The organism is Kitasatospora sp. NPDC088351, assembly GCF_040685575.1.
GTDB lineage: Bacteria > Actinomycetota > Actinomycetes > Streptomycetales > Streptomycetaceae > Kitasatospora.
Window position 1 is genome coordinate 1 of sequence record NZ_JBFBIL010000006.1, and the last position, 17,883, is coordinate 17,883.

At 66.7% G+C, this 17,883-nt stretch carries 32 protein-coding genes; all 32 read left to right on the forward strand.

What is annotated here, in order from left to right:
• A partial coding sequence (locus AB0P06_RS06305; RefSeq protein WP_363605502.1) for a hypothetical protein occupies nucleotides 1–422 on the forward strand: 422 nt, incomplete at its 5' end.
• A 493-nt stretch (nucleotides 423–915) separates the two neighbouring features.
• Nucleotides 916–1,224 (forward strand): 30S ribosomal protein S10, encoded by a 309-nt coding sequence (rpsJ, locus tag AB0P06_RS06310; protein ID WP_012785157.1) that lies wholly within the window; start codon nucleotides 916–918, stop codon nucleotides 1,222–1,224.
• A 14-nt stretch (nucleotides 1,225–1,238) separates the two neighbouring features.
• Nucleotides 1,239–1,886 carry a 50S ribosomal protein L3 gene (rplC, locus tag AB0P06_RS06315; RefSeq protein ID WP_360184161.1) on the forward strand — a complete coding sequence of 216 codons (648 nt, stop codon included), beginning with the start codon at nucleotides 1,239–1,241 and terminating at the stop codon, nucleotides 1,884–1,886.
• A gap of 4 nt (nucleotides 1,887–1,890) precedes the next feature.
• A complete protein-coding gene (rplD, locus tag AB0P06_RS06320; protein WP_363605504.1) occupies nucleotides 1,891–2,568 on the forward strand; it encodes a 50S ribosomal protein L4 in 678 nt (225 codons plus the stop codon).
• Nucleotides 2,568–2,885 carry a 50S ribosomal protein L23 gene (gene rplW / locus AB0P06_RS06325; RefSeq protein ID WP_030280768.1) on the forward strand — a complete coding sequence of 106 codons (318 nt, stop codon included), beginning with the start codon at nucleotides 2,568–2,570 and terminating at the stop codon, nucleotides 2,883–2,885. The genes rplD and rplW overlap by 1 nt, the downstream gene beginning before the upstream one ends.
• A 45-nt stretch (nucleotides 2,886–2,930) precedes the next feature.
• On the forward strand, nucleotides 2,931–3,767 hold the full coding sequence (rplB, locus tag AB0P06_RS06330; protein ID WP_329885382.1) for a 50S ribosomal protein L2: 837 nt from the start codon (nucleotides 2,931–2,933) through the stop codon (nucleotides 3,765–3,767).
• 11 nt (nucleotides 3,768–3,778) lie between these two features.
• The gene (gene rpsS / locus AB0P06_RS06335; protein ID WP_030055821.1) at nucleotides 3,779–4,060 is read left to right on the forward strand and encodes a 30S ribosomal protein S19; all 282 of its coding nucleotides are present in this window, start codon (nucleotides 3,779–3,781) and stop codon (nucleotides 4,058–4,060) included.
• Nucleotides 4,061–4,110: 50 nt separating this feature from the next.
• The gene (rplV, locus tag AB0P06_RS06340; RefSeq protein ID WP_030055822.1) at nucleotides 4,111–4,458 is read left to right on the forward strand and encodes a 50S ribosomal protein L22; all 348 of its coding nucleotides are present in this window, start codon (nucleotides 4,111–4,113) and stop codon (nucleotides 4,456–4,458) included.
• Entirely contained in the window at nucleotides 4,458–5,282 is an 825-nt protein-coding gene (gene rpsC / locus AB0P06_RS06345; RefSeq protein WP_188306763.1) for a 30S ribosomal protein S3, read from the forward strand. The genes rplV and rpsC overlap by 1 nt, the downstream gene beginning before the upstream one ends.
• 5 nt (nucleotides 5,283–5,287) lie before the next feature.
• Complete coding sequence (gene rplP / locus AB0P06_RS06350; RefSeq protein ID WP_030055824.1) at nucleotides 5,288–5,707, forward strand: 50S ribosomal protein L16; 420 nt, start codon at nucleotides 5,288–5,290, stop codon at nucleotides 5,705–5,707.
• On the forward strand, nucleotides 5,707–5,931 hold the full coding sequence (gene rpmC, locus AB0P06_RS06355) for a 50S ribosomal protein L29 (RefSeq protein WP_063348970.1): 225 nt from the start codon (nucleotides 5,707–5,709) through the stop codon (nucleotides 5,929–5,931). The genes rplP and rpmC overlap by 1 nt, the downstream gene beginning before the upstream one ends.
• On the forward strand, nucleotides 5,931–6,203 hold the full coding sequence (gene rpsQ, locus AB0P06_RS06360) for a 30S ribosomal protein S17 (RefSeq protein ID WP_030055826.1): 273 nt from the start codon (nucleotides 5,931–5,933) through the stop codon (nucleotides 6,201–6,203). Before rpmC ends, rpsQ begins: the two co-directional genes overlap by 1 nt.
• A 102-nt stretch (nucleotides 6,204–6,305) precedes the next feature.
• Nucleotides 6,306–6,677, forward strand: a complete 372-nt coding sequence (gene rplN / locus AB0P06_RS06365) for a 50S ribosomal protein L14 (protein WP_030393301.1) — start codon at nucleotides 6,306–6,308, stop codon at nucleotides 6,675–6,677.
• A gap of 15 nt (nucleotides 6,678–6,692) precedes the next feature.
• Nucleotides 6,693–7,004 carry a 50S ribosomal protein L24 gene (gene rplX / locus AB0P06_RS06370; RefSeq protein ID WP_030055828.1) on the forward strand — a complete coding sequence of 104 codons (312 nt, stop codon included), beginning with the start codon at nucleotides 6,693–6,695 and terminating at the stop codon, nucleotides 7,002–7,004.
• Nucleotides 7,004–7,573 carry a 50S ribosomal protein L5 gene (rplE, locus tag AB0P06_RS06375; RefSeq protein WP_238862989.1) on the forward strand — a complete coding sequence of 190 codons (570 nt, stop codon included), beginning with the start codon at nucleotides 7,004–7,006 and terminating at the stop codon, nucleotides 7,571–7,573. The genes rplX and rplE overlap by 1 nt, the downstream gene beginning before the upstream one ends.
• A gap of 4 nt (nucleotides 7,574–7,577) precedes the next feature.
• Nucleotides 7,578–7,763, forward strand: coding sequence for a type Z 30S ribosomal protein S14 (locus tag AB0P06_RS06380; RefSeq protein ID WP_030393303.1), 186 nt, complete (start codon nucleotides 7,578–7,580; stop codon nucleotides 7,761–7,763).
• A 269-nt stretch (nucleotides 7,764–8,032) separates the two neighbouring features.
• Nucleotides 8,033–8,440, forward strand: a complete 408-nt coding sequence (gene rpsH / locus AB0P06_RS06385; RefSeq protein WP_350503566.1) for a 30S ribosomal protein S8 — start codon at nucleotides 8,033–8,035, stop codon at nucleotides 8,438–8,440.
• Nucleotides 8,441–8,462: 22 nt separating this feature from the next.
• Nucleotides 8,463–9,002, forward strand: a complete 540-nt coding sequence (rplF, locus tag AB0P06_RS06390; RefSeq protein WP_363605506.1) for a 50S ribosomal protein L6 — start codon at nucleotides 8,463–8,465, stop codon at nucleotides 9,000–9,002.
• 3 nt (nucleotides 9,003–9,005) lie between these two features.
• Nucleotides 9,006–9,389 (forward strand): 50S ribosomal protein L18, encoded by a 384-nt coding sequence (gene rplR, locus AB0P06_RS06395; RefSeq protein WP_209414075.1) that lies wholly within the window; start codon nucleotides 9,006–9,008, stop codon nucleotides 9,387–9,389.
• Nucleotides 9,390–9,437: 48 nt separating this feature from the next.
• Nucleotides 9,438–10,061 carry a 30S ribosomal protein S5 gene (gene rpsE / locus AB0P06_RS06400; protein ID WP_030055834.1) on the forward strand — a complete coding sequence of 208 codons (624 nt, stop codon included), beginning with the start codon at nucleotides 9,438–9,440 and terminating at the stop codon, nucleotides 10,059–10,061.
• Entirely contained in the window at nucleotides 10,061–10,243 is a 183-nt protein-coding gene (rpmD, locus tag AB0P06_RS06405; protein ID WP_030251557.1) for a 50S ribosomal protein L30, read from the forward strand. Before rpsE ends, rpmD begins: the two co-directional genes overlap by 1 nt.
• Nucleotides 10,243–10,698, forward strand: coding sequence for a 50S ribosomal protein L15 (gene rplO, locus AB0P06_RS06410; protein WP_363605792.1), 456 nt, complete (start codon nucleotides 10,243–10,245; stop codon nucleotides 10,696–10,698). The genes rpmD and rplO overlap by 1 nt, the downstream gene beginning before the upstream one ends.
• Before the next feature lie 318 nt (nucleotides 10,699–11,016).
• Nucleotides 11,017–12,327 carry a preprotein translocase subunit SecY gene (gene secY / locus AB0P06_RS06415; protein WP_363605509.1) on the forward strand — a complete coding sequence of 437 codons (1,311 nt, stop codon included), beginning with the start codon at nucleotides 11,017–11,019 and terminating at the stop codon, nucleotides 12,325–12,327.
• Entirely contained in the window at nucleotides 12,327–12,980 is a 654-nt protein-coding gene (locus AB0P06_RS06420) for an adenylate kinase (RefSeq protein WP_363605511.1), read from the forward strand. The genes secY and AB0P06_RS06420 overlap by 1 nt, the downstream gene beginning before the upstream one ends.
• 148 nt (nucleotides 12,981–13,128) lie before the next feature.
• Complete coding sequence (map, locus tag AB0P06_RS06425; RefSeq protein ID WP_363605513.1) at nucleotides 13,129–13,968, forward strand: type I methionyl aminopeptidase; 840 nt, start codon at nucleotides 13,129–13,131, stop codon at nucleotides 13,966–13,968.
• 117 nt (nucleotides 13,969–14,085) lie between these two features.
• Nucleotides 14,086–14,511, forward strand: coding sequence for a large conductance mechanosensitive channel protein MscL (gene mscL / locus AB0P06_RS06430; protein WP_363605514.1), 426 nt, complete (start codon nucleotides 14,086–14,088; stop codon nucleotides 14,509–14,511).
• Between the two features lie 180 nt (nucleotides 14,512–14,691).
• Entirely contained in the window at nucleotides 14,692–14,913 is a 222-nt protein-coding gene (gene infA, locus AB0P06_RS06435; protein WP_014047798.1) for a translation initiation factor IF-1, read from the forward strand.
• Nucleotides 14,914–14,946: 33 nt separating this feature from the next.
• Complete coding sequence (gene rpmJ / locus AB0P06_RS06440) at nucleotides 14,947–15,060, forward strand: 50S ribosomal protein L36 (RefSeq protein ID WP_003956441.1); 114 nt, start codon at nucleotides 14,947–14,949, stop codon at nucleotides 15,058–15,060.
• A 176-nt stretch (nucleotides 15,061–15,236) separates the two neighbouring features.
• Complete coding sequence (gene rpsM, locus AB0P06_RS06445) at nucleotides 15,237–15,617, forward strand: 30S ribosomal protein S13 (RefSeq protein WP_030232510.1); 381 nt, start codon at nucleotides 15,237–15,239, stop codon at nucleotides 15,615–15,617.
• Between the two features lie 72 nt (nucleotides 15,618–15,689).
• Nucleotides 15,690–16,097, forward strand: coding sequence for a 30S ribosomal protein S11 (gene rpsK, locus AB0P06_RS06450; protein ID WP_030232513.1), 408 nt, complete (start codon nucleotides 15,690–15,692; stop codon nucleotides 16,095–16,097).
• 131 nt (nucleotides 16,098–16,228) lie between these two features.
• Entirely contained in the window at nucleotides 16,229–17,251 is a 1,023-nt protein-coding gene (locus tag AB0P06_RS06455) for a DNA-directed RNA polymerase subunit alpha (protein WP_030055844.1), read from the forward strand.
• Nucleotides 17,252–17,375: 124 nt separating this feature from the next.
• Nucleotides 17,376–17,864, forward strand: a complete 489-nt coding sequence (rplQ, locus tag AB0P06_RS06460) for a 50S ribosomal protein L17 (protein ID WP_363605516.1) — start codon at nucleotides 17,376–17,378, stop codon at nucleotides 17,862–17,864.
• Nucleotides 17,865–17,883 lie beyond the last annotated feature (19 nt).

Below are 17,883 nucleotides of genomic sequence, written 5' to 3' on the forward strand. Positions count from 1 at the left end.
TGCTGCTGCTGGCCGGCGGCCGCCGGGTGCTCTGGGCGGTCGGCATCTCGCTCGCGCTCTTCGCCGGGTTCGCCACCGCCACCATCACCGAGCAGGTCACCTACCCGCACTCGGACTGGCGCAAGTTCGAGGCGACCGGGTTCACCAAGGACGCCGGGATCAAGCCCAAGGACAACCTGGTGATCGCCTGGGACATGGACGGGGGCCTGCGGATGGCGCAGACCTACGAGGTCTACCAGGGCCGGGTCTGGTACCGCGACCCGCGCTGGCAGCCGATTCCGGCGGAGGCGACCGCGATCGTCACCCCGCTGCCGAAGGACGCCAAGGCGGCGCCGGAGTCCTACTGGGCCGACCACCCCGCCGAGTGGTACGTGGACCGGACCAACCAGCAGCACGGCTGGATGCTCTGGCGCAAGCACTGACCGGAGGGCCGTCCGTCGATCGGGGCCGGTGGGGGAGACCCTCACCGGCCCCGATTGGCTTTCCGCTTGCTCCGTGTGGCAGTATGTCCAAGTTGCTCGGTTGAGTGCCGATGCTGCGCGCCTCCCGCCGGGAGGACTGGAAGCGAGTCCCATGTACTCGTCGTTCCCGTGATGGCCGTTCATGTGTTCACGTGAAGTGTGTGGACGCAGTGGTGTGAAGTCGACACCGCGGCAGCTGCGGGGCGGACGTACGGGAATCTTCCGGGAAGCGTGGGCAGGGCCTCGACCCGGCGCCTGGTGGGTGCAAGACCTCACCGATCCAGTGGGAAATCCGCAGGAGGGGAACCTCGTGTCGGATTTTTTGCAAGCGGGAGTGCGACACGCCCGACCGCGTGGGTCGGAGGTAACCACCCACAGGCACCACCGGACACAGTCCACCTGGATGAATCCGGCCGTAGAAGCAATAGACGACACAAAGGACTACTGAGTAGCCATGGCGGGACAGAAGATCCGCATCCGGCTCAAGGCCTACGACCACGAGGTGATTGACTCCTCGGCGAAGAAGATCGTCGAGACCGTCATTCGCACTGGTGCGCAGGTCGCGGGCCCGGTGCCGCTGCCCACTGAGAAGAACGTGTACTGCGTCATCCGCTCGCCGCACAAGTACAAGGACTCGCGCGAGCACTTCGAGATGCGTACTCACAAGCGTCTGATCGACATCCTCGACCCCACGCCGAAGACGGTTGACTCGCTCATGCGTCTCGACCTGCCGGCTGGTGTCGACATCGAGATCAAGCTCTGAGAGGCGCACCGAAGATGGCTAAGCAGATTAAGGGCATCCTGGGCGAGAAGCTCGGCATGACCCAGGTCTGGGACGAGAACAACCGGATCGTTCCGGTGACCGTCGTCAAGGCTGGGCCCAATGTCGTGACCCAGGTCCACACCGCTGACAGTCCGGCCGGCTACGACGCCGTCCAGATCGGCTTCGGCGAGATCGACCCCCGCAAGGTGAACAAGCCCCTCGCGGGCCACTTCGCCAAGGCCGGTGTCACCCCGCGCCGCCACCTGGTCGAGCTGCGTACCTCGGACGCGTCCGAGTACACGCTGGGCCAGGAGATCACCGCGGAGCTGTTCGAGGCGGGTGTCAAGGTCGACGTGACCGGCACCTCCAAGGGCAAGGGCTTCGCCGGTGTCATGAAGCGCCACAACTTCCGGGGCCTCGGCGCCGGTCACGGTGTGCAGCGCAAGCACCGCTCGCCCGGCTCGATCGGTGGCTGCGCCACCCCGGGTCGTGTGTTCAAGGGCGTACGGATGGCCGGCCGGATGGGCCACGAGCGCGTGACCACCCAGAACCTGACCATCCATGCCGTTGACGCGGAGAAGGGGCTGCTCCTGATCAAGGGCGCAATCCCGGGCCCGAACGGCGGCCTCGTCCTCGTCCGCACTGCGGCGAAGGGGCTGTGAGGATATGAGCACCATTGACATCCTGTCGCCCTCGGGCGACAAGACCGGCAGCCTCGAGCTGCCGGCCGAGATCTTCGACGCGAAGGTCAGCGTTCCGCTGATGCACCAGGTCGTCGTGGCGCAGCTCGCTGCGGCCCGTCAGGGCACCCACAAGACCAAGACTCGTGGCGAGGTCCGCGGCGGCGGCAAGAAGCCGTACCGCCAGAAGGGCACCGGCCGCGCCCGTCAGGGCTCGACCCGTGCGCCGCAGTTCGCCGGCGGTGGCGTTGTGCACGGTCCCGTGCCGCGCGACTACTCGCAGCGGACCCCGAAGAAGATGATCGCCGCCGCTCTGCGCGGTGCGCTCACCGACCGGGCCCGTCACGAGCGGATTCACGTCATCACCGGCGTGACCGCGACCGAGGCGCCGTCGACCAAGGCCGCCAAGGGTCTGTTCGGCAAGATCACCGAGCGCAAGAACGTCCTTCTGGTCGTCGAGCGCGCGGACGAGCTGGGCCTCAAGTCCGCTCGCAACCTGCCGAACGTGCACATCCTGGACGCCGGTCAGCTGAACACCTACGACGTGCTCGTCTCCGACGATGTGGTCTTCACCCAGGCCGCCTTCGAGCGTTTCGTGGCCGGTCCGGCCGCGTCCGCCAAGGCCGTTGCCGCTGAGGGCGAGCTCGAAGGGAGCGCCGCCTGATGAGCGACGTTACGAGCAAGACGTTCACGGACCCCCGTGACGTCCTGGTGAAGCCGGTCATCTCCGAGAAGAGCTACAGCCTTCTCGACGAGAACAAGTACACGTTCATCGTGTCGCCGGGCGCCAACAAGACCCAGATCAAGCAGGCCGTCGAGGCGGTCTTCTCGGTCAAGGTCGAGGCTGTCAACACGATCAACCGTCAGGGCAAGCGCAAGCGCTCCAAGACGGGCTTTGGCAAGCGCAAGGACACCAAGCGCGCCATCGTGACGCTGGCCGAGGGCAACCGCATCGACATCTTCGGTGGTCCGGTCTCCTGAAAAGGGGATCGTGATCGTCGATAAGGACGAGGACGAGAGAGCCAAATGGGCATCCGCAAGTACAAGCCGACTACGCCGGGCCGTCGTGGCTCCAGCGTGGCCGACTTCGTAGAGATCACGCGGTCCACGCCGGAGAAGTCGCTGGTTCGCCCCCTGCACAGCAAGGGCGGCCGTAACAACGCCGGTCGGATCACCGTTCGCCACCAGGGTGGTGGACACAAGCGCGCCTACCGCGTGATCGACTTCCGTCGTCACGACAAGGACGGCGTGCCGGCCAAGGTCGCGCACATCGAGTACGACCCGAACCGCACCGCGCGCATCGCGCTCCTGCACTACGCGGACGGGGAGAAGCGCTACATCATCGCTCCGCGCGGCATCGCGCAGGGTGACCGGGTCGAGAACGGCGCCGGCGCCGACATCAAGCCCGGCAACAACCTGCCGCTTCGCAACATCCCGGTCGGTACGACCATTCACGCGGTGGAGCTGCGTCCCGGTGGCGGTGCCAAGATGGCCCGCTCCGCCGGTGCCGGCATTCAGCTGCTGGCGCGTGAGGGCAAGATGGCGCACCTGCGCATGCCCTCCGGTGAGATCCGCCTGGTCGACGCGCGCTGCCGCGCGACCGTCGGCGAGGTCGGCAACGCCGAGCAGTCGAACATCAACTGGGGCAAGGCCGGCCGTATGCGCTGGAAGGGCGTCCGCCCGACCGTGCGTGGTGTCGCCATGAACCCGATCGACCACCCGCACGGTGGTGGTGAGGGTAAGACCTCCGGTGGTCGCCACCCGGTCTCGCCGTGGGGCCAGAAGGAGGGTCGCACCCGTCGCCCGAAGAAGGCGTCGGACGCTCTCATCGTGCGCCGCCGCAAGACCAACAAGAAGCGCTAGGAGCAGGTCAGATGCCGCGCAGTCTCAAGAAGGGCCCCTTCATCGACGGCCACCTTCTCAAGAAGGTGGACGCGCAGAACGAGGCGGGTACCCAGAACGTCATCAAGACCTGGTCCCGTCGCTCCGTGATCTTCCCGGCCATGCTCGGCCACACGATCGCGGTGCACGATGGCCGTAAGCACGTCCCGGTGTTCGTCACCGAGTCGATGGTCGGCCACAAGCTCGGCGAGTTCGCGCCGACGCGCACGTTCCGCGGTCACGTCAAGGACGACCGCAAGTCGAAGCGTCGCTAGTCGCCAGCGAGATTACCGACTCAATGACTTACACCAGCAAGGGGACAACCATGGAAGCCAGGGCCCAGGCGCGGTACATCCGCGTCACGCCCATGAAGGCCCGCCGCGTGGTGGACCTCATCCGTGGCCTGCCGGCCACGGAGGCCCAGGCGGTCCTGCGTTTCGCTCCGCAGGCCGCCACCGTGCCCGTCGGCAAGGTGCTCGACAGCGCCATTGCCAACGCCGCGCACAACTACAACCACTCCAACGTGGACGACCTCGTCATCAGCGAGGCGTACGTTGACGAGGGCCCGACCCTGAAGCGGTTCCGTCCGCGTGCGCAGGGTCGTGCCTACCGGATCCGCAAGCGGACCAGCCACATCACCGTGGTCGTCAGCAGCAAGGAAGGGACCCGGTAATGGGCCAGAAGGTTAACCCGCACGGGTTCCGCCTCGGCATCAGCACGGACTTCAAGTCCCGCTGGTACGCCGACAAGCTGTACAAGGACTACGTCAAGGAAGACGTTGCCATTCGTCGCATGATGACGAAGGGCATGGAGCGCGCCGGCATCTCCAAGGTCGAGATCGAGCGCACCCGCGACCGCGTCCGCGTCGACATCCACACCGCGCGCCCCGGCATCGTCATCGGTCGCCGTGGCACCGAGGCCGACCGCATCCGCGGCGACCTCGAGAAGCTGACCGGCAAGCAGGTCCAGCTGAACATCCTCGAGGTCAAGAACCCCGAGCTGGACGCCCAGCTCGTGGCTCAGGGCGTCGCGGAGCAGCTGTCCTCCCGCGTCTCCTTCCGCCGTGCCATGCGCAAGTCGATGCAGGGCACCATGAAGTCCGGCGCCAAGGGCATCAAGGTCCAGTGCTCCGGTCGTCTCGGCGGCGCCGAGATGAGCCGTTCGGAGTTCTACCGCGAGGGCCGTGTGCCGCTGCACACCCTGCGCGCGAACGTCGACTACGGCTTCTTCGAGGCCAAGACGACCTTCGGCCGCATCGGTGTGAAGGTCTGGATCTACAAGGGCGACGTCAAGAACATCGCCGAGGTCCGCGCTGAGAACGCCGCTGCCCGCTCGGGCAACCGCCCGGCCCGTCCCGAGGGTGGTCGTCCCGCCCGCGGTGGCGAGCGCCGTGGTGGCGAGCGCGGTGGCCGTGGCCGTCGCCCCGCCGCTGCCGAGGCCTCCGCGGCCCCGGTCGCCGAGGCTCCGGCTGCCGAGAACACCGGAACGGAGGCCTGACTCCAATGCTGATCCCCCGTCGGGTCAAGCACCGCAAGCAGCACCACCCCAAGCGCCGCGGCGCTGCCAAGGGTGGCACCGAGCTCGCCTTCGGCGAGTACGGCATCCAGGCCGTCACCCCGGCCTACGTGACGAACCGGCAGATCGAGTCCGCTCGTATCGCCGTCACCCGTCACATCAAGCGTGGCGGCAAGGTCTGGATCAACATCTACCCGGACCGTCCGCTCACCAAGAAGCCGGCCGAGACCCGCATGGGTTCCGGTAAGGGTTCGCCCGAGTGGTGGATCGCGAACGTGCACCCGGGTCGGGTCATGTTCGAGCTGTCGTACCCCAACGAGAAGGTGGCTCGTGAGGCGCTGACCCGCGCAGCTCACAAGCTCCCGATGAAGTGCCGGATCATCCGGCGCGAGGCAGGTGAGAGCTGATGTCGGCCGGCACCAAGGCTGCTGACCTCCGCGAGCTGGACAACGAGGGTCTCGTTGCCAAGCTCCGTGAGGCCAAGGAGGAGCTGTTCAACCTCCGCTTCCAGGCGGCGACCGGGCAGCTCGACAACCACGGACGGCTCAAGCTCGTCCGTAAGGACATCGCGCGGATCTACACCCTGATGCGCGAGCGCGAGCTGGGCATCGAGACGGTGGAGAACGCCTGATGACTGAGAACACCAACGAGACGCGCGGTTTCCGCAAGACCCGTGAGGGTCTCGTCGTCAGCGACAAGATGGACAAGACCGTCGTCGTCGCCGTCGAGGACCGCGTCAAGCACGCGCTGTACGGCAAGGTCATCCGCCGTACGAACAAGCTGAAGGCGCACGACGAGGCGAACGCCTGCGGCATCGGCGACCGGGTCCTCCTCGCGGAGACCCGCCCGCTGTCCGCGACGAAGCGCTGGCGCGTCGTCGAGATCCTCGAGAAGGCCAAGTAACGAAGTTGATGCGGTACGGCCGTATGTGCACCAGGCCCCTTGCGGGCGCTGGTGTGAGCAGCGGCCGGCCCGTCAGCTCTCGTTGACGATCAGGAGAAAGCTGTGATCCAGCAGGAGTCGCGACTGCGTGTCGCCGACAACACGGGCGCGAAGGAAATCCTTTGCATCCGCGTTCTCGGTGGCTCCGGTCGCCGCTACGCCGGTATCGGGGACGTCATCGTCGCCACCGTCAAGGACGCGATCCCCGGCGGTTCGGTGAAGAAGGGTGACGTCGTCAAGTGCGTCGTCGTCCGTACCGTGAAGTCGCGCCGTCGTCCCGACGGCTCGTACATCCGGTTCGACGAGAACGCCGCTGTCGTTCTCAAGAACACCGACGGTGACCCCCGCGGTACCCGCATCTTCGGCCCGGTGGGCCGCGAGCTGCGCGACAAGAAGTTCATGAAGATCATCTCGCTTGCGCCGGAGGTGCTCTAACCCATGGCGAACAGCATGAAGATCAAGAAGGGTGACCTGGTCCAGGTCATCACCGGCAAGGACCGCGGCAAGCAGGGCAAGGTCATCCAGGCCATGCCCGCCGAGAACAAGGTCCTGGTCGAGGGTGTCAACCGGGTCAAGAAGCACACCAAGCCGGGCCCGGGCACTCAGGGTGGCATCGTCACCGTCGAGGCCCCGGTGCACGTCTCCAACGTCCAGCTGGTCGTGGAGAAGGACGGCAAGAAGGTCGTCACCCGCGTTGGCTACCGCTTCGATGACGAGGGCAACAAGATCCGCGTTGCCAAGCGAACCGGTGAGGACATCTGATGTCTGAGACGACTGTTGAGAAGGTGACCCCCCGTCTCAAGGAGCGTTACAACTCCGAGATCAAGGGTCAGCTGCAGGAGCAGTTCTCGTACGAGAACGTCATGCTGACGCCCGGCCTGGTCAAGGTCGTCGTCAACATGGGTGTCGGCGAGGCCGCCCGTGACAGCAAGCTGATCGAGGGCGCTATCCGCGACCTGACCGCGATCACGGGCCAGAAGCCGGCCGTGACCAAGGCCCGCAAGTCCATCGCGCAGTTCAAGCTGCGCGAGGGCCAGCCGATCGGCACCCACGTCACCCTTCGTGGTGACCGCATGTGGGAGTTCCTGGACCGTCTGGTGACGCTGGCCCTGCCGCGTATCCGTGACTTCCGCGGTCTCTCCCCCAAGCAGTTCGACGGCCGTGGCAACTACACCTTCGGTCTGACCGAGCAGGTTATGTTCCACGAGATCGACCAGGACAAGGTCGACCGTCAGCGCGGTATGGACATCACCGTCGTGACCACCGCTCAGACCGACGACGAGGGCCGGGCGCTCCTGCGCGCTCTGGGCTTCCCGTTCAAGGAGGCGTGAGCCAATGGCGAAGAAGTCCCTCATCGCGAAGGCCGAGCGGAAGCCGAAGTTCGGCGTCCGGGCCTACACCCGGTGCCAGCGTTGCGGCCGTCCGCACTCGGTGTACCGCAAGTTCGGCCTCTGCCGTGTGTGCCTCCGTGAGATGGCCCACCGCGGCGAGCTGCCGGGCGTGACCAAGAGCTCCTGGTAGTCAGGACCCCGCGGTAACGCCATAGCGAAGCAGGTGTGCCCGATCCCACGGAGCCCCTTTTTGGGGCTACGTGCGGAATCCCGTAAGGTAGTGGGGTCGGGCCCCCTGTCGCGGGAGCTCCATAGCTGCCGTCGACCCTCTTCGGAGGGCTCGCACCCAGTCTTACGACGCCGCAGGTCCCCTGCGTCTGTGCCCCTGCCGCACTCCTCTGGAGTGCGGCAGGGGGACCTGGCGCGGAGAAACCACGGCGAGAGAGGCCTGAGGCCATCATGACCATGACCGACCCCATCGCAGACATGCTCACGCGTCTGCGTAACGCTAACTCGGCGTACCACGACACCGTGGCGATGCCGGCCAGCAAGATCAAGGCGCACGTCGCCCAGATCCTGCAGCAGGAGGGGTACATCTCCTCCTACAAGGTTGAGGAGCCCGCTGAGGGAGAGGTTGGCAAGAAGCTGACCATCGAGCTCAAGTTCGGCCCCAACCGTGAGCGCTCGATCGCTGGCATCAAGCGGATCAGCAAGCCGGGCCTGCGGGTCTACGCAAAGTCCACCAACCTGCCGAAGGTGCTCGGCGGCCTGGGCGTGGCGATCATCTCCACGTCTTCCGGTCTCCTCACCGACAAGCAGGCCGCCAAGAAGGGCGTAGGCGGAGAAGTTCTCGCCTACGTCTGGTAATTCGGGAAACGGAGGTACAGCAATGTCTCGCATTGGACGGCTGCCCGTCCCGGTTCCCGCCGGCGTGGACGTCACCATCGATGGCCAGGCGGTCTCGGTGAAGGGCCCGAAGGGCTCCCTCACCCACGTTGTCGCCGCGCCGATCGAGATCGGCAAGGGCGAGGACGGCACGCTGCTCGTCACCCGCCCCAACGACGAGCGTCAGTCGAAGGCCCTGCACGGCCTGACCCGCACGCTGGTGGCGAACATGATCACCGGCGTGACCGCGGGCTACCGCAAGTCGCTGGAGATCAGCGGTGTTGGTTACCGCGTCGCGGCGAAGGGCTCCGACATGGAGTTCTCGCTCGGCTACAGCCACCCCATCCTGGTCCCCGCGCCGGAGGGCATCACCTTCGTCGTCGAGTCGCCCACCAAGTTCCACGTGGACGGCATCGACAAGCAGAAGGTCGGCGAGGTCGCCGCAAAGATCCGCAAGCTGCGCAAGCCCGACCCGTACAAGGCCAAGGGCGTCAAGTACGCGGGCGAGGTCATCCGCCGCAAGGTCGGAAAGAGTGGTAAGTAAGCGATGAGCGTCTCTGTCAAGATCGGCAAGGGCAACGCCTACAAGAGCGCCGCTCGCAAGCGCCGCGCGATCCGCGTTCGCAAGCGCGTCGTCGGCACCGAGGTGCGTCCGCGCCTCGTCGTGACGCGCTCGAACCGTCACATGGTCGCCCAGGTCATCGACGACGCCAAGGGTCACACCCTGGCGTCGGCGTCCACCCTCGACGTGTCCATCAAGGGCGTCGAGGGCGACAAGACCGAGCTGGCCAAGAAGGTCGGGAGCCTGGTCGCCGAGCGCGCCAAGGCCGCCGGCATCGAGTCGGTCGTCTTCGACCGCGCGGGCAACCGGTACGCAGGCCGCATCGCCGCTCTGGCCGATGCCGCCCGTGAGGCCGGGCTCGACTTCTAAGCCGCTCGTCGGCTCAGTCGACGGACGTAATCGAGAGAGGTAATTCCAATGGCTGGACCCCAGCGCCGCGGTAGCGGCGCCGGCGGCGGCACCGGCGGTGGCGAGCGGCGCGACCGTAAGCGTGACGACCGGGGTAACGCCCCCGCCGTCGAGAAGACCGCTTACGTCGAGCGCGTCGTTGCGATCAACCGTGTCGCCAAGGTTGTCAAGGGTGGTCGTCGTTTCAGCTTCACCGCGCTGGTCGTGGTGGGCGACGGTGACGGCACCGTAGGTGTCGGCTACGGGAAGGCGAAGGAGGTTCCGGCCGCCATCGCCAAGGGTGTTGAGGAGGCCAAGAAGAACTTCTTCAAGGTCCCCCGTATCCAGGGCACCATCCCGCACCCGATCCAGGGCGAGAAGGCCGCCGGCGTCGTGCTGCTGAAGCCGGCCGCCCCCGGTACCGGTGTTATCGCCGGTGGCCCGGTGCGTGCCGTCCTGGAGTGCGCCGGCATTCACGACATCCTGTCGAAGTCGCTCGGCTCGGACAACGCGATCAACATCGTGCACGCCACGGTGGCCGCTCTGAAGGGCCTCGTGCGCCCCGAGGAGATCGCCGCCCGTCGTGGCCTGCCGCTGGAGGACGTGGCTCCCGCCGCTCTGCTGCGGGCGCGTGCTGCTGGGGTGAGCGCCTGATGGCTCGCCTGAAGATCACGCAGACCAAGTCGTACATCGGCAGCAAGCAGAACCACCGTGACACCCTGCGTTCGCTTGGTCTCAAGCGGATGCACGACGTGGTGGTCAAGGAGGACCGTCCCGAGATCCGCGGGATGGCCCAGACGGTCCGTCACCTGGTGACGGTTGAGGAGGTGGACTGATCATGGCCGACCAGCCGATCAAGATCCACAACCTGCGGCCCGCCCCGGGTGCCAAGACCGAGAAGATCCGTGTGGGTCGTGGTGAAGGCTCCAAGGGTAAGACCGCCGGTCGTGGCACCAAGGGCACCAAGGCCCGCTACCAGGTTCCGCAGCGCTTCGAGGGTGGCCAGATGCCCCTCCACATGCGCCTGCCGAAGCTGAAGGGCTTCAAGAACCCGTTCAAGATCACGTTCCAGGTTGTCAACCTCGACAAGCTGGCCGAGCTCTACCCGCAGGGTGGCGAGGTCACCGTCGAGGGTCTGGTCGCCAAGGGCGCGGTTCGCAAGAACTCCCTCGTCAAGGTGCTCGGCACCGGCGAGATCTCGGTCGCCCTGCAGGTGACGGTTGACGCCGTCTCCGGCTCGGCCGCCGAGAAGATCACCGCCGCCGGCGGTACCGTCACCGAGCTCGTCTGAGCCCGCTGACTTCCCACGAGCCCCGTACCTCCCTTCCGGGAGGTACGGGGCTCGTGCGTTTCAGGCCCCGCACCTCCCCGGGAGGGGAGAGCGGGGCTCGTTCTTTTGTGTGGCAAACCCGGGCATCCCGTACCCCATGAGTGGGGGAGGGGCCGTTCGCGCTTCTTTCGAGTGGCTGCGCACTGTTAGAGTCCGTGGAGTTCCCTTGTAGGCTGCGCGTAGGCTCGCCTGTGCCGTCTGTACGGGGGCCCGAACCGCAAACTCCCCATTCAGGACCGACCCTCCCGCCGACGACGTGCGGGAGGCGCAGGAGGCACCGTGCTCAGTGCGTTCGCGCGGGCGTTCCAGACGCCCGACCTGCGCAAGAAGCTGCTGTTCACGCTGGGCATCATGGTGCTGTTCCGGCTGGGCTCGCACATTCCCGTACCCGGGGTCAGTTTCCAGGCTGTCAACGAGTGTGTGAAAGACACCAAGAGCAGCGGCCTCTTCGGGCTCGTCAACCTGTTCAGCGGTGGCGCGCTCCTTCAGCTGACGATCTTCGCGCTCGGCATCATGCCGTACATCACGGCCAGCATCATCCTCCAGCTCCTCACCGTCGTGATCCCGCGACTCGAGGCGCTGAAGAAGGAGGGGCAGGCCGGCACCGCGAAGATCACCCAGTACACGCGTTACCTGACCATCGCGCTCGCCGTGCTCCAGGGCACCGGCATCGTCGCGACGGCCTCCAGCGGCGCGCTGTTCTCGGGCTGCATCTACGCCAACCAGATCGTCCCGGACCAGTCGGTGTTCCGGATCGCTGTCATGGTCATCACGATGACCGCCGGCACCACGTTCATCATGTGGCTGGGCGAGCTGATCACCGACCGCGGCATCGGCAACGGCATGTCGATCCTGATCTTCACCTCCATCGCCTCCGGCTTCCCGGGCTCGATGTGGGCGATCAAGCAGTCCGGCACCATCGGTGACGGCTGGGTGGAGTTCCTCTCCGTCGTCGCGGTCGGCGTCATCGTTGTGATGCTGGTCATCTTCGTGGAGCAGGCCCAGCGCCGGATCCCCGTCCAGTACGCGAAGCGGATGATCGGCCGCAGGGCGTTCGGCGGCACCTCGACCTACATCCCCCTCAAGGTGAACCAGGCCGGTGTCATCCCGGTCATCTTCGCCTCGTCGCTGCTGTACATCCCCGCCCTGGTGGTCCAGCTGACCAACAGCCAGGCCGGCTGGGCGACGTGGATCAGGACCAACTTCGTCAAGGGTGACCACCCCGTCTACATGGCCACCTATTTCCTGCTGATCGTCTTCTTCGCCTTCTTCTACGTCGCCATCTCCTTCAACCCCGAAGAAGTTGCCGACAATATGAAGAAGTATGGTGGGTTCATCCCGGGTATCCGGGCCGGCCGCCCGACGGCCGAGTACCTGAACTACGTGCTCACCCGTATCACGTGGCCGGGTTCGCTCTACCTGGGCCTGATCGCGTTGATCCCGATGATCGCCCTGGTCGCCTTCGGACAGCAGACAAACTTCCCGTTCGGCGGCACCAGCGTGCTCATCGTCGTCGGCGTCGGACTCGAAACTGTGAAGCAGATCGAGAGCCAGCTCCAGCAGCGCAATTACGAAGGGTTCCTCCGCTGATGCGTATCGTCCTCGTCGGGCCTCCCGGGGCCGGGAAGGGTACTCAGGCGCACCTGCTCGCCAAGACCCTGTCCATCCCCCACATCTCCACCGGCGACCTGTTCCGCGCCAACATCGGTCAGGGCACCCCGCTGGGGCTCGAGGCCAAGAGCTACATGGACGCGGGTCGCCTGGTGCCGGACGAGGTCACCATCGGGATGGCCAAGGACCGGATGCTCCAGCCGGACGCCGCCGACGGCTTCCTGCTCGACGGCTTCCCGCGCAACCTGGGCCAGGCCGAGGCGCTCGACGGGTTCCTCGCCGAGCAGGGCATCAAGCTCGACGGTGTGCTGGACCTGGAGGTCCCCGAGGACGAGGTGGTCCGGCGCATCGCCGGCCGCCGGCTGTGCCGCAAGGACGGCGGCCACGTGTTCCACGTGGACTACAACCCGCCGAAGACCGAGGGCGTCTGCGACGAGTGCGGCGGCGAGCTGTACCAGCGCTCGGACGACACCGAGGAGAAGGTGCGCACGCGCCTGGAGGTCTACCACACGGAGACCGAGCCGATCATCGAGTACTACGCCCAGCAGGGCCTGGTGGCGACGATCCCGGCCCTCGGCAAGGTGGACGAGGTCACCCAGCGCGCGATCGAGGCGCTGAAGCAGGACAGCTGACCCGCCGAGTACGGCGGAACGCAGCATCGACGTACGTACGGCCGCGCTTGCCCTCCCGGGGCAGCGCGGCCGTACCGCGTCGTACGGTGGAACGAGTGCACGGCCGCCCGGCAAGGACCGGGCGGGAACCCTAGGAAGGCGTGACCAGATGGTGGAGATCAAGACCTCCGAGCAGATCGCGAAGATGCGAGCGGCCGGGCTGGTCGTCGCCGAGGCGCTGAAGGCCTGTCGCGAGGCGGTCGCCCCCGGGGTGACCACCCAGGAGCTCAACGACGTCGCGGACAAGGTCATCACGGACCACGGTGCCACCTCGAACTTCCGGGCCCACCACGGTGGTCTCTGGTTCCCCGGGGTGATCTGCGCCTCGGTGAACAACGAGGTCGTGCACGGCATCCCCGGTGACCGGGTGCTCCAGGAGGGCGACGTCATCTCCATCGACTGCGGCGCCATCCTGGACGGCTGGCACGGCGACTCCGCGATCACCGTCGCGGTCGGCGAGGTCCGGCCCGAGGTCGAGATGCTGAGCCGGGTCACCGAGGGCTCGATGTGGGCCGGCATCGCCCAGATGAAGAAGGGCAACCGCCTGGTCGACGTCTCCAAGGCGATCGAGGGCTACATCCGCCGTCAGCCGCTGCCGCCCAAGGGCAAGTGGGGCATCACCGAGGGCTACGGCGGCCACGGCATCGGCACCGCGATGCACATGGAGCCGCACGTGCTGAACTACGTCGAGCGCGGCCGCGGCAAGGGTCCCAAGCTGATCCCCGGCACCGTGCTGGCGATCGAGCCGATGGTGTCCCTGGGCACCCCGCACACCACCGTGCTGGAGGACGACTGGACGGTCGTCACCAACGACGGCACCTGGGCCTCGCACTGGGAGCACTCGGTGGCCGTCACCGAGCAGGGCCCGCTGGTGCTGACGGCCTTCGACGGCGGCCGGGCCGAGCTGGCGAAGCTGGGCATCACCGCGGCTCCGGACCCCCTCGCGTAACCGCTAAGGTGGCCAACTGCCGCTTCTGACAAGGGATCAGAGCCCTGGAGGTTTGGACCTCCAGGGCTTTTGTCCTATTTTTATCGGCTGGCAGTGGCTTCGAGCGAGGAGAGAGCAGTGCTCAAGGGATTCCGCGACTTCATGATGCGCGGCAACGTCGTCGACATGGCGGTCGGTGTCGTCATCGGCGCCGCGTTCACCGGGGTGGTGACCGGTTTCGTGTCGGCGTTCCTCACTCCGCTGGTCGGCGTGGTGGTCGGTGCCGCCGGCGACTTCAGCTCGTACAAGGCGACGGTGGCCGGCGTCACCTTCCCGTACGGGCAGTTCCTCAACGTGCTGATCGCGTTCTTCATGACCGCCGCGGTGCTGTACTTCTGTGTGGTGCTGCCGGTGACCAAGGCCACCGCCCGCTACATGCCGAAGAAGCCGAAGACCCCCAAGCGGCCGTGCCCCGAGTGCCTGACCGAGATCCCCCAGGCGGCCAGCCGCTGTTCGGCCTGCACCGCCCACGTCCAGCCGCTGACGGTGGCCTCGGTCGTGTGACGGCCTCGGCCGGACGGGGGCCCCGTTTTGGTGCAGCCGACGCGCTGGCGTACGATGGACCGTCGGCTCACTCGTAGCGTGCTTCAGCACGCCCTCTTCCCTAGCGGGTCGGGGTGAACCCAGGTTCGCACGAGCGCGCCGCATACGGTAGCCGGTCCCGGAAGGTGGATCTCGCAGTTCATGGCTAAGAAGCAAGGCGCCATTGAGATCGAGGGCACCGTGATCGAGTCTCTTCCGAACGCGATGTTCAGGGTCGAGCTGCAGAACGGTCACAAGGTCCTCGCGCACATCAGCGGCAAGATGCGCATGCACTACATCCGCATCCTGCCGGACGACCGGGTCGTCGTGGAGCTCAGCCCCTACGACCTCACGCGCGGCCGGATCGTCTACCGCTACAAGTAAGAACGTCAGATCTAGACCCGGAGAACCTGAAGCATGAAGGTCAAGCCGAGCGTCAAGAAGATCTGCGACAAGTGCAAGGTGATCCGCCGCCACGGCCGGGTCATGGTGATCTGCGACAACCTGCGCCACAAGCAGCGCCAGGGCTGATCTCTCCCCAGCATTTCTCGTAGTACTTCGCGCGACGCGAAAACGTCATAAGCGGGCTACCCGATCCGTCCGTTTCCGGGCGGACTGCCGCCCCCGGTCAGAGGCCGGGGCTCCCTCACCGTGAGGTGTCGGAGTAGGTAGCACGCAAGACCTCTGAAGAACCACAGGAGCCTTGAATGGCACGCCTCGCCGGCGTTGATCTCCCCCGTGAGAAGCGGATCGAGATCGCCCTTACCTACGTGTACGGCATCGGCCGTACCCGCGCCCAGCAGACCCTGGCCGAGACCGGTGTCAACCCGGATGTCCGCGTTCGCGACATCTCCGAGGAAGACCTCGTGAAGCTGGGCCAGTACATCGACGCCAACTACACGGTCGAGGGTGACCTCCGCCGTGAGGTGGCCGCCGACATCCGCCGCAAGGTCGAGATCGGCTGCTACGAGGGTCTGCGTCACCGCCGCGGCCTGCCGGTCCGCGGTCAGCGCACCCACACCAACGCGCGTACCCGCAAGGGCCCGCGTCGCGCGATTGCCGGCAAGAAGAAGCCGGGCAAGAAGTAGTCCGCCCCCAAACCGGACATCCCTCCGGCCCGCGGGTCAGCGGACCGACCACCTCAGTAGGAGAACAGACTTATGCCCCCCAAGGGTCGTCAGGCTGCCGGCGCGAAGAAGATCCGCCGCAAGGAAAAGAAGAACGTCGCTCACGGCCACGCGCACATCAAGAGCACGTTCAACAACACCATCGTTTCGATCACCGACCCCGCGGGCAACGTGATCTCCTGGGCCTCCGCCGGCCACGTCGGCTTCAAGGGCTCGCGCAAGTCCACCCCGTTCGCCGCGCAGATGGCCGCCGAGGCCGCTGCCCGTCGCGCGCAGGAGCACGGCATGCGCAAGGTTGACGTCTTCGTGAAGGGTCCGGGCTCCGGCCGCGAGACCGCGATCCGTTCGCTCCAGGCCACCGGCCTGGAGGTCGGTTCGATCCAGGACGTCACCCCCACCCCGCACAACGGCTGCCGTCCGCCGAAGCGCCGCCGCGTCTGACGCAGCGCCTTCGGGCACGCGGGTCTTGTTTCACAACCTCGTACGGGGTCTCGTTTCGAGCGGGACCCCGTACGCTGGTTCTGTTCGGCATCAAATAGTGGGTGCCGACGTCAACTGGAGGATCTGAAAACATGCTCATCGCTCAGCGCCCCTCGCTGACCGAAGAGGTCGTCGACGAGTTCCGCTCGCGGTTCGTGATCGAGCCGCTGGAGCCGGGCTTCGGCTACACCCTCGGCAACTCCCTGCGCCGTACGCTCCTGTCGTCGATCCCGGGTGCCGCTGTCACCAGCATCCGCATCGACGGCGTCCTGCACGAGTTCACCACCGTGCCGGGCGTCAAGGAGGACGTCACCGACCTCATCCTCAACATCAAGCAGCTGGTCGTCTCCTCGGAGCACGACGAGCCGGTCGTGATGTACCTGCGCAAGCAGGGCCCGGGTGTGGTCACCGCCGCCGACATCGCGCCGCCGGCCGGTGTCGAGGTGCACAACCCCGAGCTGGTCCTCGCCACGCTGAACGGCAAGGGCAAGCTGGAGATGGAGCTGACCGTCGAGCGCGGTCGCGGCTACGTCTCCGCCGTGCAGAACAAGGCTTCCGGCCAGGAGATCGGCCGTATCCCGGTCGACTCGATCTACAGCCCCGTGCTGAAGGTCACCTACAAGGTCGAGGCCACTCGTGTCGAGCAGCGGACCGACTTCGACAAGCTGATCGTCGACGTCGAGACCAAGCCCGCCATGCGCCCGCGTGACGCCATGGCCTCGGCCGGCAAGACCCTGGTGGAGCTGTTCGGTCTCGCCCGCGAGCTGAACATCGACGCCGAGGGCATCGACATGGGCCCGTCCCCGACGGACGCCGCCCTGGCCGCCGACCTGGCGCTGCCGATCGAGGAGCTGGAGCTCACCGTTCGGTCGTACAACTGCCTCAAGCGCGAGGGCATCCACACCGTGGGTGAGCTCGTCGCCCGCTCCGAGGCCGACCTGCTCGACATCCGCAACTTCGGTGCGAAGTCGATCGACGAGGTCAAGGCGAAGCTGGCCGGCATGGGCCTGGCCCTCAAGGACAGCCCGCCCGGATTCGACCCGACCGCCGCCGCCGACGCCTTCGGCGCCGACGACCTGGACGACGCGGGTTACGCGGAGACCGAGCAGTACTGAGTTTGATGACGGGGGCGGTTCCCCGGGGCCGCCCCCGGCACCATGAAAGTCGTGCGGACACCGTGTCCGTACGCCCGCGGCGGTACCTGGTACGGCCGCCGTCGGAGATTCAAGGAGTCATTCCATGCCGCGTCCCACCAAGGGTGCCCGCCTCGGCGGCGGCCCGCACCACGAGCCGCTGCTGCTCGCCGGTCTGTGCCGGGAGCTGTTCCAGTACGGCCGCATCACCACGACCGAGGCCAAGGCCCGTCGGATGCGCCCGCTGGCGGAGAAGCTGATCACCAAGGCGAAGAAGGGCGACATCCACAACCGTCGCCTCGTTCGCAAGACGATCACCGACATCGCCGTGCTGCACACCCTCTTCACCGAGATCGCGCCGCGCTACGAGAACCGCCCGGGTGGTTACACCCGTATCACCAAGATCGGTCCCCGTCGTGGCGACAACGCCCCGATGGCCGTGATCGAGCTGGTCGAGGCGCTGACCGTCGCGCAGAACGCCGTCGGCGAGGCCGAGGCCGCCACCAAGCGCGCCGTCAAGGAGGCCGACGCCAAGGTCGAGGAGACCAAGGTCGACGTCGCCAAGGCCGACGAGGCCGAGGCCGAGCAGGCCTGACCCCCTCTGGGTGTCGCGG